This window comes from Nisaea sp., assembly GCF_039990255.1.
Taxonomy (GTDB): domain Bacteria; phylum Pseudomonadota; class Alphaproteobacteria; order Thalassobaculales; family Thalassobaculaceae; genus Nisaea.
Map to the genome: position 1 here is coordinate 54,430 of NZ_JBDXGG010000007.1, position 17,139 is coordinate 71,568.

The 17,139-nt window shown below is 60.1% G+C and carries 17 protein-coding genes; 12 read left to right on the forward strand and 5 right to left on the reverse strand.

Features of this window, described 5'->3' with window-relative positions; genetic code table 11:
• Positions 1-29 precede the first annotated feature (29 nt).
• Together ABJ076_RS05000 and ABJ076_RS05005 are read left to right on the forward strand one after the other, a co-directional pair.
• Complete coding sequence (locus tag ABJ076_RS05000) at positions 30-407, forward strand: hypothetical protein (RefSeq protein WP_348187251.1); 378 nt, start codon at positions 30-32, stop codon at positions 405-407.
• 204 nt (positions 408-611) lie between these two features.
• Positions 612-1,256 carry a hypothetical protein gene (locus ABJ076_RS05005; RefSeq protein ID WP_348187249.1) on the forward strand — a complete coding sequence of 215 codons (645 nt, stop codon included), beginning with the start codon at positions 612-614 and terminating at the stop codon, positions 1,254-1,256.
• Between the two features lie 29 nt (positions 1,257-1,285).
• On the opposite strand, the gene ABJ076_RS05010 is transcribed toward ABJ076_RS05005, so the two are convergent.
• The 4 genes from ABJ076_RS05010 to ABJ076_RS05025 form a co-directional block, all read right to left on the reverse strand.
• The gene (locus ABJ076_RS05010) at positions 1,286-1,672 is read right to left on the reverse strand and encodes a hypothetical protein (protein WP_348187247.1); all 387 of its coding nucleotides are present in this window, start codon (positions 1,670-1,672) and stop codon (positions 1,286-1,288) included.
• Between the two features lie 96 nt (positions 1,673-1,768).
• A complete protein-coding gene (locus tag ABJ076_RS05015) occupies positions 1,769-2,605 on the reverse strand; it encodes a mechanosensitive ion channel domain-containing protein (RefSeq protein ID WP_348187245.1) in 837 nt (278 codons plus the stop codon).
• Between the two features lie 84 nt (positions 2,606-2,689).
• Positions 2,690-3,181: a GNAT family N-acetyltransferase gene (locus tag ABJ076_RS05020; RefSeq protein ID WP_348187243.1), complete on the reverse strand. Its 492-nt coding sequence runs from the start codon at positions 3,179-3,181 to the stop codon at positions 2,690-2,692.
• Positions 3,182-3,202: 21 nt separating this feature from the next.
• Positions 3,203-4,213, reverse strand: coding sequence for an Ldh family oxidoreductase (locus ABJ076_RS05025; RefSeq protein WP_348187241.1), 1,011 nt, complete (start codon positions 4,211-4,213; stop codon positions 3,203-3,205).
• Between the two features lie 212 nt (positions 4,214-4,425).
• Between ABJ076_RS05025 and ABJ076_RS05030 the strand changes: the two genes are divergently transcribed.
• Both ABJ076_RS05030 and ABJ076_RS05035 read left to right on the forward strand, forming a co-directional pair.
• Positions 4,426-5,838 (forward strand): amidase family protein, encoded by a 1,413-nt coding sequence (locus tag ABJ076_RS05030; RefSeq protein ID WP_348187239.1) that lies wholly within the window; start codon positions 4,426-4,428, stop codon positions 5,836-5,838.
• An 82-nt stretch (positions 5,839-5,920) separates the two neighbouring features.
• The gene (locus ABJ076_RS05035) at positions 5,921-6,475 is read left to right on the forward strand and encodes a hypothetical protein (protein WP_348187237.1); all 555 of its coding nucleotides are present in this window, start codon (positions 5,921-5,923) and stop codon (positions 6,473-6,475) included.
• A 15-nt stretch (positions 6,476-6,490) separates the two neighbouring features.
• On the opposite strand, the gene ABJ076_RS05040 is transcribed toward ABJ076_RS05035, so the two are convergent.
• On the reverse strand, positions 6,491-7,264 hold the full coding sequence (locus ABJ076_RS05040) for a fumarylacetoacetate hydrolase family protein (RefSeq protein ID WP_348199625.1): 774 nt from the start codon (positions 7,262-7,264) through the stop codon (positions 6,491-6,493).
• Between the two features lie 107 nt (positions 7,265-7,371).
• Between ABJ076_RS05040 and ABJ076_RS05045 the strand changes: the two genes are divergently transcribed.
• The 8 genes from ABJ076_RS05045 (at position 7,372) to ABJ076_RS05080 (ending at position 17,104) form a co-directional block, all read left to right on the forward strand.
• Complete coding sequence (locus tag ABJ076_RS05045; RefSeq protein WP_348187233.1) at positions 7,372-7,827, forward strand: MaoC family dehydratase; 456 nt, start codon at positions 7,372-7,374, stop codon at positions 7,825-7,827.
• Between the two features lie 12 nt (positions 7,828-7,839).
• Positions 7,840-8,772: a bifunctional riboflavin kinase/FAD synthetase gene (locus tag ABJ076_RS05050; protein WP_348187231.1), complete on the forward strand. Its 933-nt coding sequence runs from the start codon at positions 7,840-7,842 to the stop codon at positions 8,770-8,772.
• Positions 8,773-8,812: 40 nt separating this feature from the next.
• Positions 8,813-11,620 (forward strand): isoleucine--tRNA ligase, encoded by a 2,808-nt coding sequence (ileS, locus tag ABJ076_RS05055; protein WP_348187229.1) that lies wholly within the window; start codon positions 8,813-8,815, stop codon positions 11,618-11,620.
• Positions 11,621-11,624: 4 nt separating this feature from the next.
• Positions 11,625-12,143: a signal peptidase II gene (gene lspA / locus ABJ076_RS05060; protein ID WP_348187227.1), complete on the forward strand. Its 519-nt coding sequence runs from the start codon at positions 11,625-11,627 to the stop codon at positions 12,141-12,143.
• A gap of 31 nt (positions 12,144-12,174) precedes the next feature.
• Positions 12,175-12,765, forward strand: a complete 591-nt coding sequence (locus ABJ076_RS05065) for a DUF3035 domain-containing protein (protein WP_348187225.1) — start codon at positions 12,175-12,177, stop codon at positions 12,763-12,765.
• Positions 12,766-12,948: 183 nt separating this feature from the next.
• Positions 12,949-14,301 (forward strand): pitrilysin family protein, encoded by a 1,353-nt coding sequence (locus tag ABJ076_RS05070; RefSeq protein ID WP_348187223.1) that lies wholly within the window; start codon positions 12,949-12,951, stop codon positions 14,299-14,301.
• Positions 14,302-14,311: 10 nt separating this feature from the next.
• A complete protein-coding gene (locus ABJ076_RS05075; RefSeq protein WP_348510422.1) occupies positions 14,312-15,667 on the forward strand; it encodes a pitrilysin family protein in 1,356 nt (451 codons plus the stop codon).
• A 108-nt stretch (positions 15,668-15,775) separates the two neighbouring features.
• On the forward strand, positions 15,776-17,104 hold the full coding sequence (locus ABJ076_RS05080) for a glucose-6-phosphate isomerase (RefSeq protein WP_348187219.1): 1,329 nt from the start codon (positions 15,776-15,778) through the stop codon (positions 17,102-17,104).
• Positions 17,105-17,139 lie beyond the last annotated feature (35 nt).

The window sequence follows — 17,139 nt, forward strand, 5'->3', positions numbered from 1 at the left end:
TGGGAGTACGTGTTTAACTGGAGCCTCCGATGGCCAATTTCGACAGAACGGACCGCAAAGCGCTGGGCATCCTTTCGGATACGGTTTCCGAGAAACTGGGACCGTCCGACAAGGTCACACGGGAGATCCGGCGTGCATACACGTCAGGCAAGCAGATCGATCGTTTTATGGCTCGTGCAGCGTTCGATGCTCTGCCGGACTGGCAGCGGAGCGACATCGGCTCGGCCGCTGAACATCTTGCTCATGCGATCATCCGGGAAGAGCTCGGCGAGGGTGCGCCGTTCGGGACGGAGCGTGACTGGCGCGATATGGATTCACCGCAGCGCCGCGCGCGTCCGGTAACCAAACAGGATGCCAGTGGGGACATGCAATCACCGCCGCGCTTCCTCAGCCGCACAACCCGTTAGCGAATTTGGCAAATTTTTTGCTAGATGCACGCTTTCCAGATATAGCTGTTTTGAATGATCGGCATTGTTTTTCGATGCTCGGATCGGCTAATGTTTGGCGTAATTTGACTTTATTTTAGGTTTTCTGGAAGTAATCGCGGTCCATTTGAAATGGGGCTGGTATTTGACCGGCTGAGCGAGCCGGTCCAGTTGAGGAGTTTGACCATGCGCGGCAGGGAGCCGGTGCAACAGTTCATTGTTGTTGAACATGTTGCCAAAGAATTCGCGCGGTTCCTGAACCGTGTACAGAATGACCAGGTCGATATCCTAGGGTCGTTCCTGATCGAGAACGAGTGGGAAAAATACAAGAAAGATAGTGAAGGTGTCGTTCAATCACTTGAACTGGCAGGCTTTGCAATTGTCCCGAAAGAGCCGACGGACGGCATGATCGGGGCAGCCGATAAGACGCTTGCCGGCGGCCTGATGGGGCAACGCGGTGCGAGAGTCTATGTCGAGGCAGTCTTCTCGGCCATGGTTGACGGCTGGCTGGAGACCTACAATCCCAATTTGATCCTTGATATCTTTTCGATGGCCCTGTCCCGGGCGTCCAATCCGAGGGCCCGCCGCGACAGCGGTGCAATGGATTCATCGTTCCAGCGTTTCCGCAAGCATTCCCAGGATATGCTGGCCGGGCTGATCAAGAATGGTCAGGTTGTCGTTCCCGACGAGCCGACTCCCGAGATGGTCTCGGCTGGGGTTGCTGAGACTGCGGAAATCCGCAATCAGACAAATCAGCAGCTCAGCATCGGCGCGGATCCGACCTACCTTGCCAATCTCTATGAGAACATGGTTGAGGCGCGGCCCAAGTAAGAACCGCCTCGATCTTTATTGGTTCAGCTTCAGGATTTGCCGTTCGGTTTGAACGCGGCGGCCAGAAGAGTAACCGCCTTTTTGTGGCGGGCGCTGCCGGCCGGTGGCGGAGGCGCGGAGCTGCGTGTGCTCGACATTGTCTGAGCGCCGCCCTTGCTGATCGCCTCCAGAAGCGTTGCGGCATTATCCTTGGGGCGGGCGCGTTTGCTGGAAGGCTTTCGGCGCGCGGCGCTGCTTGACATGGCCCGCTGAACTGCAAGGGCGCAGAGATTGTTCAGAAACGGTCCGACCAGCGCGGATTTCAGCTTGTCGTCGCTCTCCGCCCACACCCTGAGCAGCAAGGCAGCCTCATGACGATTGCTGCCGGTTGCCTCCAGAGCTTCGAGGGCTTTTGTACGAGCGTAGTCTTTAGCCATTCGTCACCTGCCAGATCGCGGACCAAATCCGTTCCTATACAATAGCATAGATCGGATCGGTCCGCGCATCCCGTTACTGACCCGCAGTCTTCAGGCTTAGTTCGTGTTGCGCATTTCGACCACGCGCTGCGGGAATGGAATCTCGATGCCATTGGCGTCGAGAGTTTCCTTCACGGCTTTGTTGAAGGCGAACAGGGCCGGCCAGTAATCCGATGCATTCACCCAGAACCTGAGACCGATATTGACTGAGCTGTCGGCCAACTCGCGCACGGTCACCTCCGGCTTCGGATCGGCGAGGACCCGCTCATCATTCTCCGCCAGCTTCGTCAGGGCGTCGAAGGCCGTGTCGATATTACTGCCATATCCAATGCCGACGACGATATCGATGCGCCGGGTCGCGTGGCGCGAAAAGTTGCTGACAGCACTGTTGATGATCTGGCTGTTCGGCACTGAAATGAAGACATTGTCTGGTGTGGTCAGCTCCGTAGTGAAGAGCCCGACCTCGGCCACGGTGCCGCCATTGCCGCCAGCGGTCACGTAATCGCCGACCTTGAAGGGACGCAGGAAAAGGATCATCACGCCGGCTGCAACATTGCTCAGGGTGCCCTGCAATGCCAGCCCGACGGCCAGGCCTGCGGCGCCGAGAACGGCGATGATGCTTGTGGTTTGTACCCCGAAGCGGTTCAGCACTGCGACAATGGTAATGATGACGATGAGATAGCGTACGATGGAGGAGATCAACGGTTTGATCGTGCCGTCCATCCATGCGATCCGGTCCACTGCTTTGCGGGTGGCCCGTCCGGCCCAGCCGGCAACGATCCAGCCGAACAGCAGAATCAGAATGGCACCCAAGACATCGAAGCCGTAGGTGGTCAGCATGGCCTGGGTTTCATCCCAGAGAACATTCACTTCACCGGCAACATCGATTTCCATGAGCCGAACTCTCCATTTGTCGAAAACTGTAGATTGAATAGGTTCTCGAAGCAGCGAGCGCTGTCAAGCATTCCAATGAACAAGTCAGTCCGCTGAAACCGCAAGTTTTTTAAGGGCTTCGCCCGAAACCGTGTAGCGGAGGGCATTTTCTTCATGCTCGAATCCAAGGCTGCGATAGGCTTCGCGCGCCGGGTTCCAGTCCAGCACGGTGAGCGATATCCGGCCATGCCCTTCGGCCACCGCATCGGCCGCGACTGCTGCCACGAGTCGGCGGCCCACACCTTTACCGCGCGCGGCCTCCGTGACGAAAAGATCGTCGATATAACAGGCGGACCGGCCGACCCAGGTCGAGTAGTTGGCAGAATAGATCACGCTGCCCAGGAGCGAGCCAGTGCCGTCATCGGCGACGAAAGCCTTGAAGCGCGGCTCGGGGCCAAATCCGTCCCGCAGCAGGTCCTCTTCGGATGCGCGCAACAGGTGGGTTTCCTTCACATAGTCCGCAAGCCCGCGCACCATCGCGAACATCTGGTGAACGTCTTCGCGGGCGGCGCGGCGAATGGTGATGGAGTCGGTCATGGTCTGTTCCGATAAATCAGGTCAGGAGGCACGGGATTTGATGTCGTCGAGCAGATCGTCGGGAATATCGACGCCGTCGCGCGCCGCAGCCTCACGGAGCTTCAGACGGCGATCGCCGGGGAGCCGGGCACCATCCTGTGCGACGATCTCGCCGAACAATTCCTCGGCCCGGTCACCGAAGCTTTCGGCACCGCCGAACGCGGCAGGATCGAACAGCAGGATCATGTGTCCGACGGAGGGCGGGGCTCCGGTCGGCTCGAAGAATGACGTGCCCTCGTAGCCGAAGTTCGAGCCGGTGAGCGCACCGCACAGCAGCTCGATCATGAGCGCAAGAGCCGCTCCCTTCGCGCCGGCGCCGGCACCACCGAGCGGCGCCATGGAGCCGGCAAGGGCTGCCTTGGCGTCGGTCGTCGGATTGCCATCCGCATCCAGGGCCCAGTCGGAGGGGATCGGCTCTCCCGCTTGTGCCGCAAGTGTCACCTTGCCGCGGGCAACGGTGGAGACGGACAGATCGATTACCATCGGCGTGCCTCCGGTACGTGGCCAGGCGAAAGCGATCGGGTTTGTGCCGTAAAGCGCACGCGATCCACCCCAGGGGGCGATGGCTGAAGGAGTGTTGGAAAACGCCAGCGCAACCAGTCCGGCATCCGCCGCATCCTCGACATGGTGGCCGGCGGCACCGAAATGATGTGAATGGGCTATCCCGATGGCCGCCATGCCTGTTTCTCGCGCCGCTTTTATGCCTTCGCGCAGGCCGAGTTCGACGGCCGGGAAAGCGAACCCGATATGGCTGTCCACATTGATCACGCCGGGCCGTGCGCGGGTGACTGTCGGCTTGGCGAAGCCGTCGACTTTTCCGCATTTCGCCTGTTCCGCATATGGCGGGACACGGGCGACACCGTGAGAGGAAATACCATCCGCCTCGGCTCGGACCAGAGCTTTCGCTACGATCTGCGCCATCTCCGGAGCGACTTTGCTGTTCTCGAAAGCTTTCGCGATCAGAGTCTGCAGCGCGTCGAGCGAAATCTGCATGGGGCGTTCTCCGGTGAGGTTCGTCCAGGGGAGCCAAGGCGTGCACGAACTTGCGACGGGCCTCCGGTCTTGTCAACGCGACCTTGCCGGCATGGCGACCGGTCGCCATTGGCAACAGACTCTGTCTTGGCTTTGGCTTGCAGCCGGCTCGGTTTGGAGTACTCTTGCGCTCCCGCCATGCGCCAAACTGTATCTTCCTGACTGGAGTCCTTATGTCAGACAATACCCTCATCTGGAAAACAGCGACCGAAATCCGAGACCTGCTGGCAAAGGACGAGGTTTCGCCTCTTGATCTGCTGGATGCTCTCGAGACGCGGGTTGCGGAGGTCGAGCCGAAGATCAATGCGCTGCCGACTCTCTGCTTCGAGCGGGCCCGTGACGCGGCCAAGAGCTTGATGGAGAAGCCAAAGGAAGAACGCGGCACGCTGATGGGGCTACCGGTCGCAATCAAGGATCTGGAAGAAGTGAAGGGAGTACGTACGACCTTCGGCTCGCAGATCTTCGAGAACCATATTCCTGACCATTCCGATCTTGTTGTGGAGACGCTGGAGAAGAATGGCGGTGTTGTTTATGCGAAATCGAACACACCTGAATTTGGCGCCGGGGGTAATACGTTCAACGAAGTGTTGGGCACCACGCTGAACCCATGGAACCAGAAGCGCAGCGTTGCCGGGTCTTCCGGCGGGTCCGCTGCCGCACTGGCTTCCGGCACCGCCTGGCTGGCGCAAGGCTCGGACACCGGCGGATCTCTGCGTAACCCGGCAAGCTTCTGCTCCATTGTCGGTATGCGTCCGAGCCCGGGGCGGGTCGCACGTGGCCCGGGCGGTCTGCCGTTCTCAAACCTGCCGGTCGCGGGGCCGATGGCACGGAATATGACCGACGTTGCAATGATGCTGGATGCAATGTCGGGCGAGCATCCACGAGATCCGATTTCGCTGGCCTCCCCGCTTGAGAGCTTCAGCGATGCGGTAAAGGCCCAACGGCTGCCGAAGCGGGTAGCGTTCTCGCGGGATCTCGGCTGCACACCGGTGGACCCGGAAGTCGCGAAGATTTGTGAGGAGGCCGCGCTGCGGTTTGAATCTCTCGGTGTGAAAGTCGAGGAAGCGCATCCGGACTTCCATGATGTTCAGGACATCTTCCAGGCTTTGCGCGCGGAAGGTTTCTACATGACCAAGCGGAAGCTTCTGGAGGAGCATCGCGACAAGCTGAAGCCTGAAGTCGTCTGGAATATCGAGAAGGCGCTCGATTACAGCATTGAGGATTTCACCCGCGTCCAGTTGGCGCGCGGTGCGTATATCCAGCGCGCCGTGGACTTCTTCGAGACCTACGATCTGCTGCTGTCCCCGGCGACCTGCGTAGCGCCATACCCGGTCGAGCAACGTTATGTCGCGGAATGTGACGGGCACACGTTCGACAATTATGTCGAATGGCTGACCATGGCCTATGCGATCACGCTGACAACCTTTCCGGCACTTTCGATGCCGGCCGGGTTCACGTCGGAGGGGCTTCCGGTTGGCCTGCAGGTTGTGGCCGGCCCGCGCGGCGAGGCAGCTTTGCTCTCGGCCTCCGCTTTGCTCGAGACTGTTCTCGGTCACGGGGCAGCGGTGCCGATTGATCCGATCTGACGCCAGTTCGGGGTGAGTCCTGTTCGGAAGGCGACGGCTGGAGTAAGGTATATAAGGCCCCAGTTCAGCGTGCAGGATGATCGTGACGCCGAAGCCTTGGAAATCCTTTGTCTCTCCACTGCCTTCGCCGGGGCGTCAGTTTTGCCTGCACGACATTGATGTGCAGTTGGAGCGGTTCGGTGCTCTGGGCTCGTTCGTTCAGGTCTGGCGGGATAAGTGGCGTGACGGCAAGTTGCCGTCCTGGTCGGATTTCGATTTCTATGATTTCGGCGGCTGGCATGGCTGGATCCATATCGACGAAGTCATTTCGGCCTCGCCTTTCGAAATGCGCTGCCGACTTTGGGGCTCTGCACTCGTCGATCGCCTTGGTATTGACGAGACAGGTAAGTTGCTCAGCCGCTCGCCAGCGATAGTCGAGCGGAATCTGATCCCATTTTATCAGGATATCCTCTCAATTCCGGCTATCGGTACCAATTCCGGGCTCGTCACCAGCTACGGCCGTGCATCAGAATGGAGTGTGATCAAGCTGCCTTGTCCGGGATATGGCGCCGAGCCGGATGTCATTCTGTCCTGTAGCTTGAGTGGCATTGCGCTCGTTTTCCAACCGGAGGGTTTGCTGGAAGGACGTTCGGGTTAGAACAGAACACCACGGTTAGACGATCTCGACCGAGACCTCCCCGAAATTCCCGAACTTTGCATTCACCCGCTCTCCCTTGTCGCCGAAATGAACACTTGTCGTTGTTCCGGTGCTGACGAAAACACCGGCAGGCAGGGATACACGGTTGGCGAGCCATGCCAGCACGCCAAGGGGGCCGCCATCGACGTTACCGGCGTTGCCAGTCGCGACCTGGTCACCATCGACATGCAAGCTGACTTCGGCATTCATCAGGGTATCGACATTCCAATCCGTGATCGCTTCGCCGTGCACCCAGCCGTAGGACGACCCGTTGTCCGCGATCACGAGGGCCGGACCGGTGCGGGTCCAGTCCTTGTGACAGGAGGAAACAATCTCAAGCGCCGGAAGCACCGCGTCCACGGCGCTTGCAACGTTCTCGGCCGTGTGCGGTGCGCCTTCCGGCCCGATCGGTTTGCCGAGCCTCAGCGCGAATTCCGGCTCCAGCACAATGAAGGGATAGTCGCTGCGCGCGATCCGGGCCGGGCTTGCCATTGCGGTGTCCGACAACAGCGCACCATGGAACGGCCCGCCGAGACCGAGCAGGTCGCGGGCGGATTGATTGGTGCAGCCAACCTTCCGGCCAATGATCTTGCCGCCTCGGCGGCGTTCCATCTCGCCGAGTACGGTTTTCTGAACGCTGTAGGCATCGTCGATATCGGCGCTACCGAACCAGTCTTCGGTCTCTGCGGGCATTTTCCCATCCAGCCGGGCGGCCAGAATGCATTCCGCCAATTTGTCCATATCCATCATGTGGTTGGTTTCCTCCCGTTCCTCGCATTCATCTAAGCAGTTGAGGGGGGCGTACTCCATGGATATGTTGGTCTGCTGCGGTGCAAAAAATCATGTTGGGAGGTCTAATGTCACCTGTTGTTTCCCACGCTCCAGATAAGATCGGACGCTATTTTCTGGAAGATCTGGAGATCGGCATGCGTGCCGAATTCGAGCGCCAGGTGACCGAACCGATGGGCGAGGAATTCGCGGAAGTCACGGGGGATCGAAATCCACTGCATTTCGACAAGGACTATGCACGCGGGACCATTTTCAAGGACCGAATTGCGCATGGAATGATCTCGGCCGGGTTCTTTTCCACGCTGTTTGGCGTTGTGATGCCGGGCCAGGGAAGTATTTACTTGAAACAGAATTTGAAATTCACGGCTCCCGTCCGCTACGGCGATTTGGTGAAGGCTGTGATCGAGGTGGTGAAGATCGAGCCCGAGAAAAGCCGGGTTCTTTTCTCCACGCGCTGCCTTGTGGACGAACAGATGGTGATCGACGGGGATGCGCTGATCATGGTACCCAGCCGTCCTCTCTAGGATGGCGGGATCATGCGGATCATACGTAGCCTTGCGGACGTAACCACTGATGACCGGGGCGCAATCGCAGCGGTCGGCAATTTCGACGGTGTCCATCTCGGGCACAAGGCGGTCATCGCTCAGGCCCAGCATGCGGCGCAACTCGCCGGTGCACCCTCTGCGGTGCTCACTTTCGAGCCTCACCCCCGCATGCTGTTTCAGCCGGATTCTCCGGCCTTTCGACTGACGTCCGCCGGAGCGCGGGCGGAGGCTATCGCCGCGCTTGGCACGAACATTCTGTTCGAACTGGGCTTTGACACGGAATTCTCCCACGTCTCGGCAGAGGATTTCATCACTGCCATCCTGCATCGCGGCCTCGGGTTGCGACATGTGGTTATCGGGCATGATTTCTTTTTTGGCCACCGCCGCCGCGGCACGCCGGAAATGCTGCAGGAATATGGTATCCGGCTCGGTTTCGGGGTCAGCGTCATCGACCCCGTGACGGAGCAGGACGGCGCGGTCTATTCTTCCAGCCGGATCCGCCAGTGCCTGACGGAAGGCGATCCACGCGGGGCGGCTGCCTTGCTCGGCAGGCCATGGGAAGTGGCGGCGACAGTGATCCGGGGTGACCAACGCGGCCGCACGATCGGGTTTCCGACGGCGAACCTGCAGCTTGAGGACATCATGCATCCGGCGCATGGCGTTTACGCGGTTCGGGCACGGGACGAGGAGAGCGATCTCTGGTGGTCCGGGGTGGCAAATTTCGGGCGACGGCCAACCGTAAATGACCGGGGGCCATTGCTGGAAGTGAACCTGTTTGACGTCTCGCCAGATCTCTATGGGCGAAAACTCCGTGTGCAATTTATTGACTTTATCCGCCCGGAAATGAAATTTAGCGGCCTTGATGAGCTAAAGGCGCAGATCGCGCGCGACGCGGATGCCGCGCGCCAGACACTGTCCGAATAAAAGGCGCGGGCCGAAGAGTGCCCGCCAAGAGAGAAAACCGATGAGCGTGGACTATAAGACGACCGTCTTTCTGCCGAAGACCGACTTCCCGATGCGCGGCAACCTGCCGACCCGTGAGCCGGAAATTCTGGCGCACTGGGAAGAGATCGGCCTTCGGAAGAAGCTGCGCGAAAGCCGCGCCGGTGCCGAGAAGTTCATCCTGCATGACGGCCCGCCCTACGCAAACGGCAACCTGCATATGGGCCACGCGCTCAACAAGGTGCTGAAGGACGTTATCAATCGCTCGCAGCAGATGCTGGGCAAGGACGCGAACTATGTTCCGGGCTGGGACTGTCACGGTCTGCCGATCGAGTGGAAGATCGAGGAACAATATCGCGAGAAGGGTCTCGACAAGGACACTGTCCCGGTCATCGAGTTCCGCAAGGAGTGCCGTGAGTTCGCCCAGAAATGGGTCGATGTCCAGACCGAGGAATTCAAGCGTCTTGGCGTCTCCGGCGACTGGGAACAGCCATATCTGACAATGACCTTCCCGGCGGAAGCGCAGATCGCCCGCGAAATCGGCAAGTTCATCATGAATGGCGGGCTCTACAAGGGCGCCAAGCCGGTCATGTGGTCCGTGGTGGAGAAGACTGCGCTGGCCGATGCTGAGGTCGAATATCACGATCACAAGTCCACCACGATCCATGTCCGCTTCCCGGTGGTCGAGGCAAAGCACCCGGCGCTGGAAGGTGCGGCGGTCGTTATCTGGACGACCACTCCCTGGACCATGGCGGGCAATCGCGGGGTCGCCGCTGGCGAGGAGTTTACCTATGTCGTGATTGAGGTGACTGAGGTTGCTGAGAACAGCTTGGCGAAAGTCGGCGAAAAGCTGGTGGTCGGCCTGGACCTGCTCGACTCGGTCAAGCAGGCTGGCAAGATCGAAGCAGTCAAGGAACTGGCGCGGCTTACAGGTGCCGAGATCTCAGGCTCCATCCTAGCGCACCCGCTGCGCGGCGAGGGCTATGATTACGATGTCCCGCTGTTGCTGGCTGATTTCGTAACAACGGAGGCCGGTACCGGCTTCGTGCATATCGCGCCGGGTCATGGCGCGGATGACTTTGTGCTGGGGCAAGAGAACGGCCTGGAAATTCCGCAGACGGTCGCCGATGACGGTTATTTCTACGATCACGTCCCGGTCTTTGCCGGCATGCATGTGTTGGAAGACAACTTGAAGATCTCTGCCATCCTGCGTGATGCGGGCGGTCTTCTGGCGCGGGGTAGCATCACCCACTCATATCCGCATTCCTGGCGCTCCAAAGCACCGTTGATCTTCCGCAACACACCGCAATGGTTCATCTCCATGGAGTCGAACGATCTGCGGGACACGGCGCTGAAGGCGATCGACGAGACCCGCTTTGTGCCACAGGCAGGCCAGACCCGCCTGCGCTCGATGATCGAGCAGCGGCCGGACTGGTGCATCAGCCGTCAGCGTACCTGGGGCGTTCCGATCCCGGTTTTTGTTGAGAAGAAGACCGGTGAAATGCTCCGCGATCAGGCGGTGATCGATCGCATTGCCAATGTGTTCGAGAAGGAAGGTTCTGACGCCTGGTTCACCAGCGAACCGTCCCGCTTCCTTGGCAACGAGTACAGCGCTGACGATTACGAGCAGAACAAGGATATCGTCGAAGTCTGGTTCGAGAGCGGCTCGACCCACTCTTTTGTGCTTGAGCAACGTCCCGACCTGCATTGGCCGGCTGATCTTTATCTCGAAGGCTCTGACCAGCATCGCGGCTGGTTCCATTCCTCGCTGCTGGAAAGCTGCGGCACGCGTGGCCGGGCACCGTACAACGCGGTCCTGACGCACGGTTTCGTGCTGGACGAGAATGGCCGCAAGATGTCCAAGTCTCTCGGCAACATCACCGCGCCGCAGGACATCATCGGCCAGAGTGGTGCCGATATCCTGCGCCTCTGGGTGGTGAATTCGGACTATTCCGAGGATCTGCGCGTTGGTAAGGAGATCCTGAAGCATCAGGCAGACCAGTATCGCCGCCTGCGTAACACGCTGCGTTATCTGCTTGGTAATCTCGACGGGTTTACCGAGGCAGAACGGCTGCCGGTCGCCGAGATGCCCGAGTTGGAGCGCTGGGTCCTGCACCGGCTCTGGGAGCTGGACACGATGATCCGCGAGAAAATCGAGGCATTCGATTTCCATGCGCTGTTCACCCAGTTGCACAATTTCTGCGCCGTCGATCTTTCCGCCTTCTATTTCGATATCCGCAAGGACAGCTTCTATTGCGACCGGCCGGACTCGATTCGTCGCCGGGCCGCGCGCACAGTGCTGGACGAGATCTTCAACCGTCTGACTGCCTGGCTCGCGCCGGTGCTCTGCTTCACGGCGGAAGAGGCCTGGACGACACGTGGCTTGGGCGCTGAAGAATCCGTGCATCTGCGGACCTTCCCTGAAACACCGGACAGCTGGCGCGATGATGCGGTCGCGGCACGCTGGGCCGAAATTCGGAATGTCCGCCGTGTCGTCACCGGCGCACTGGAGCTGGAACGCAATGCCAAGCGGATCGGCTCGTCCCTGCAGGCCGCACCGCAGGTCTATGTCAGCGACGCCGCATTGAAGGCTTTCGAGGGGTTGGACCCGGCCGAGATTTTCATCACGTCGGATGCCGAATTGATTGCCGGTGAAGGTCCGGAAGAGGCCTTCCGACTTGAAGACGTGGAGGGTGTCGCGGCGGTCCCCGCTCTTGCGGGTGGCGGTAAGTGCGAGCGTTGTTGGAAAGTCCTGCCGGAAGTTGTCGAACAGCCAGTCTGCAAACGCTGCGCGGACGCGGTCGGCTCTCTCGAAACTGCGGCTGAATAGTCAGGTGATTGTTTCGCCAAAACGCAACCTCGTGACCGGCGGTCTGCTGGCGTTTCTCGTTGTGCTCGCCGACCAGGCGACCAAGGAGTGGGCACTGGCGACCCTGTTTCGCGACGGGGCTCTCGTTGAAGTGACCCCGTTCTTCAATCTGGTTGCTGTCTGGAACCGGGGGGTCAGCTTCGGCCTCCTTGCGAGCGACAATCCTATGACGCCCTATTACTTGTCCGGTTTCGCCGTTGCCGTGGTGATCGGACTCACTGTCTGGCTGGCCCGGGCGCCCAGCCAGCTTCTGCGTATTTCGCTGGGGCTGATCATAGGTGGGGCAATCGGGAACGTGATTGACCGATTGCGCTATAATGCGGTCGTCGATTTCATTGATTGGCATGTGTTCGGGTATCATTGGCCGGCCTTTAATCTTGCCGATAGCGCGATATCGGTTGGCGTAGTATTTCTTTTGTTTGATAGCTTTCTTGGTGACTCGGAGCGCTCCGATACCCAGATATCGAAGGGCAGTGGAGAATGAGCGGGAAAGTCATGGACCGGAGTAGCATGGAATGATCAGGGTCAGTCGTACTGTCGGCTTTGCCCTTTGCGCCGTGGTAATCGGCTTGCAGGGGTGCGGCGATATTCAGAGAGCGATCGGCAACACGAAACAGGCGCCGGATGAGTTTGCGGTTGTCGCCCGTCCGCCGCTCAGTGTGCCGCCGAATTTCGCCCTTCGCCCGCCGACCCCGGGAGAGCCGCGGCCGCAGGAACGCGACGTGACGAAGAGTGCCGAGCGGTTGGTGCTGGGAAGCGGCAGCCAAAGCACCGTTTCTGGAACTGCTGGTAAAGTCCCGTCTTCGGCGCCGAGCACAGCTGTTTCCAGACAAACTCCGGGCGAGTCTAGGATGCGGCAATTGCTGAACACAGCCAATGCCGAGCCGGGTATCCGCCAAACGGTTAATCAGGAAACCGGCGCTTTCGTCTATGAAGAGGAATACCTGATCGACAACCTGCTCTTCTGGCGCGAAAAGGCGCCGCGGGGCGTTGTTGTCGATGCACAGGCGGAACAGAAGCGCTTGCAGGAAAATGCCGCGCTCGGCAACGCTCCGACAACTGGCGATACGCCGACCATTCAGCGCAAAAGGAGTGGTCTGTTCTAGGCTGGACGACAGGAACGTCGATAAGAAATGAAAGGCGCGGTGCCGTGGACCGCGCCTTTTTCGTTTTGTAATCCATGATTGGCCGTGATCCGGCGAGGGCGCCTTGTTCCTGCCGTAAATTTTTCCATATCTCGTAATGTCGGATACCCGGGACAAAGCGTCACCGGAGACAGGAGACTGATTGTGAGATCAAGGACGATCCCGGAACGCACGATGCTGGTCCTGGCGACTCTATGCGCCGTCATGACCGCCGGGCGGGCGGATGCCAAAGTTTATGAGCCCGAGAGCATCACGTTGGCGAATGGCATGCAGGTGGTCGCCATTACCGATCAAAGGGTGCCCGTGGTGACCCATATGGTCTGGTACAAGGTCGGCGGTGCTGATGAGGCGCCGGGCGAGACCGGTCTTGCCCACTTCCTTGAGCACCTTCTGTTCAAGGGGACGGACAAAGTGCCGTCCGGCCAGTTTTCCCGCACGGTTTCCCGCAATGGCGGGGATGGCAATGCCTTCACCGGATATGATTACACCGCTTATTTCCAGACCATCGCATCGGACAAGTTGTCACTGGTCATGGAGATGGAAGCGGACCGCATGGTGAACCTGACGCTGGACCCGACCGAGGTTGAGTCGGAGCGTGAGGTTGTACTGGAAGAACGCCGCTCCCGGATCGACAACAGCCCGGGAGGACTCCTGGGCGAGCGGACCAGCGCGGCGCTCTATCTCAACTATCCCTATCGACGTCCGCTGATTGGCTGGGCACACGAGATCAAGGCACTGACCCGCGAAAACGCGCTGGCCTTCTATCGCAAATGGTATGCTCCGAATAACGCTGTGCTGGTCGTAGCGGGCGACATCACCATGGATGAGCTGAAGCCGCTGGCAGAGAAATATTATGGGGTCATTCCGGCGCGCGCCTTGCCTGATCGCAGTCGGCCGCTGGAGCCTGAACAGATCAGCGCCCGCCGGGTTGAGTTCGCGCATCCACAGGTTGGGCAGGTGAGCTGGAGCCGCCGCTATCTGGCGCCAAGCCGCTTTTACGGAGAGAGTGAGCGGGTTATGCCGCTCACTGTGCTGGCGGAAGTGATCGGTGGTGGTGCCACCAGTCGGCTCTACAAATCCCTGGTCATTGACCGGAAGATCGCGCTTTCGGCCGGAGCCTCCTTCAGCGGCAGTAGCATCGGTCCCGGCACTTTCTCCTTCTACGCCGTGCCGGTCGAAGGGACGAGTGTCGAGGCGCTTGAAACGGCCTTCGAGGCGGAACTCGCGGCCATTCTGCGAGATGGTGTTGATTCGCAGGAAGTCGCGCGCGCGATCAAGTCTATGAAGGCCAGCGCAGTCTATGCCCGGGACAGTGTGACGGCCCCGGCCCGTGCGGTTGGGCAGGCGCTCGCCATCGGACGAACCATCGAGGATATCGAGAGCTGGCCGGATCAGGTGGGTGCGGTGACACAGGAACAGGTCATGGATGCGGCACGGGCAATTCTCGAGACGCCTGCGCATGTCACCAGCATCCTGCGCCCGAAACCGGCAAGCTGAGGAGAGAATGATGCGAAACGTTATTGCGCGGGCTTCCGTCCCGTTTCTGGTTTTCGCCGCCCTTTTTCTTGCCCGGCCGGACATGGCGGAGGCCATCGAGATCCAGCGCGTTGTCAGCCCCGGCGGTATCGAGGCCTGGCTGGTTGAGGACCACAAGAATCCGATCATTACCCTCTCTGCCAGTTTCGAGGGAGGGGCTGCGGCCGATCCGGATGGCAAGGAAGGGCTGGCTGTCCTGACCGCGAGCCTTCTGGATGAAGGGGCCGGCCCCTATGACAGCGATGCCTTCCGCCGTAAGCTGGAAGACATGGTCATCGGTCTCAGCTTCAGTGCCCGCACTGACAGTTTTAGCGCCAGCCTGCAAACCCTGACGGAGAATTCGGGCGAGGCCTTCGATCTGCTGCGTCTGGCCATGACCGAGGCGCGGTTCGATATCGAGCCGGTGGAGCGTATCCGGGCGCAGATCGCCGCCGGGCTGAAGCGCAGCGAGAATCGGCCGCAAACCATTGCCAGCCGGGTATGGTGGAGGGCGGCTTTCCCGGATCATTCTTATGGCCGCCCGTCCCGGGGCACGGTGGAGAGTGTCGGGCGCGTTACCACGGCGGACATGAAAACTTTTGCTGAACGGGTGCTGACCAGGGGCAGTCTGAAACTCGGTATCGTTGGCGATATCACGCCTGCACGTTTGGGAACGCTGCTGGACAAAACCTTTGGCACACTGCCGGAGAGCCGTGTCGCGACACAGCCTGTACCGGCCAAACTTGCGGCCATCGGCGAGACATTCGTGGTCCAGAGTTCGGTGCCGCAATCGGTCGTCGTGTTCGGCCACCGGGGTATTACACGGGATGATCCGGACAGATTCGCGGCCTCCATTCTGATGGAGATCATGGCGGGTGGGTTCGGCTCGCGCCTGACCGAGGAGATCCGCGAGAAGCGCGGCCTCACATATGGGATCTATGCCTACGCTTTGCCGCTTGAGGATGCGCAGATGATCATGGGTGGGGTCTCAACGCGGAACGACAGGGTTGCCGAGACGGTGAGACTGGTCCGTGAAATCTGGGAGGAGATGGCACTAAGCGGTCCGACCGAGGAAGAGGTACGGGACGCCAAGACTTATATCAACGGTTCCTTCCCGATGCGTCTGACCAGCTCCCGGCCGATTGCCGGACTGCTGGTCTCGTTACAGCGGAATGGGCGGCCTATCGATTATCTCGACCATCGTGAGGAACGGATTAACGCGGTCACCATGGCTGATCTGAAACGGGTTGCGAAGCGCCTGTTTCTGACCGATGAGCTGACATTTTCGGTCGTCGGACAACCGAAAGGTCTGACGGCAACGGCTCCGGCACCTGAACCGCGTTCCTGAAGTTTGTCTGTTGGCGAAACTTCTGGCGAGGGCGCGCTGCATTTATATGATTAATAGCGTCGTTCCGATGGTGGTTCCCGCTCGGGGCATCTGCTAGATTCCTGCATCATGAAGACGTGTCCCCTGGTGGCCGGCCCGCTCCGGCATGATTTATCCGCGACATTCGAGAGCCGGATGGGCGAGGCTGGTATCACGGCTGCCGCTCTAGAGGCGCTGGCTCCAGCAGCAACCGGTTCCCTTGAAGGGCTGCGGGCAAAGAAGCAGAGCGGCGCTTTGCCGTTGCTCTCGCTACCTTGGCGGCGGGACGATCTGGAAGAGGGTGCGGCGCTTGCAGCCGAGTTGCGCGGCTGGACCCGGCATGTGCTGGTGCTTGGCATCGGTGGCTCCAGCCTCGGCGGGGCAACGATCTGCCGGCTTGCGGAGAAAGGCACGGTTTTCTCTCCGGACACACCGAAACTTCATTTCCTTGATAATATCGACCCGGCTACCTTCACCTCGATCTTCAAACGGATCGCGTTGGAGAAGACGGCTGTCCTTGCCATCTCCAAATCCGGCGGCACGGCCGAGACGCTGTGTCAGACCTTGATCTGCCATGATGCTTTCGTTGCAGCTGGGCTGGACCCGGCGAGACATTTTATCACCGTGACTGAACCGGGCCCGCGCGCGCTCCGCCAGTTTGCGGAGACAACAGGATGCCGCTGCCTCGAGCACGACCCCGATATCGGCGGGCGCTATTCCGGCCTGACCCTGAACGGGCTGCTGCCGGCCATGATCGTCGGGCTTGATGCGGAGGCTATCCGGCGCGGCGCGGCGGCAGTGACAGATGCTGCTCTTGCTCCGGCGGACCCACTGGAAAGCGCTCCGGCGCTCGGTGCGATGGTCAATATCGGTCTCGGCCGGGAGCGTGGTATCAGCCAGACCGTGCTGATGCCCTACAGCGACCGGTTGGATCGGATGGGAGACTGGTTCACTCAGCTCTGGGCGGAAAGCCTCGGCAAGCACGGCAACGGCACGACGCCGATTGGCGCGCTGGGCGCGGTCGATCAGCATAGCAGCCTTCAGCTCTTCCTCGACGGCCCACGCGACAAGCTGGTGACTTTGGTCCAGAGCGCGGTTGCTGGTTCGGGCGGTACGGTTGGTGCGAATGCAACGGCGCTGATGGGCGACGGGCTCTCCTATCTCTCCGGACGGACCATGGGCGATCTCATGGATGCCGAGCAGCGGGCGACAGCGGAAACCCTGATTGCCAACAAGCGGCCCACACGGATCATCAATACAGATGCCATCGACGAGGAAAGTGTCGGCGCGCTGATGATGCATTTCTTTCTGGAGACCATGGTGGCGGCCGATCTGATCGGTGTCGATGCGTTTGACCAGCCAGCCGTAGAGGACGGCAAAGTTCTGGCGCGGCGCTATTTGGCGGAGATGGCCGGGTGAGCGATAACGCTTCCAGAATAGAAGAAACCGTCGGA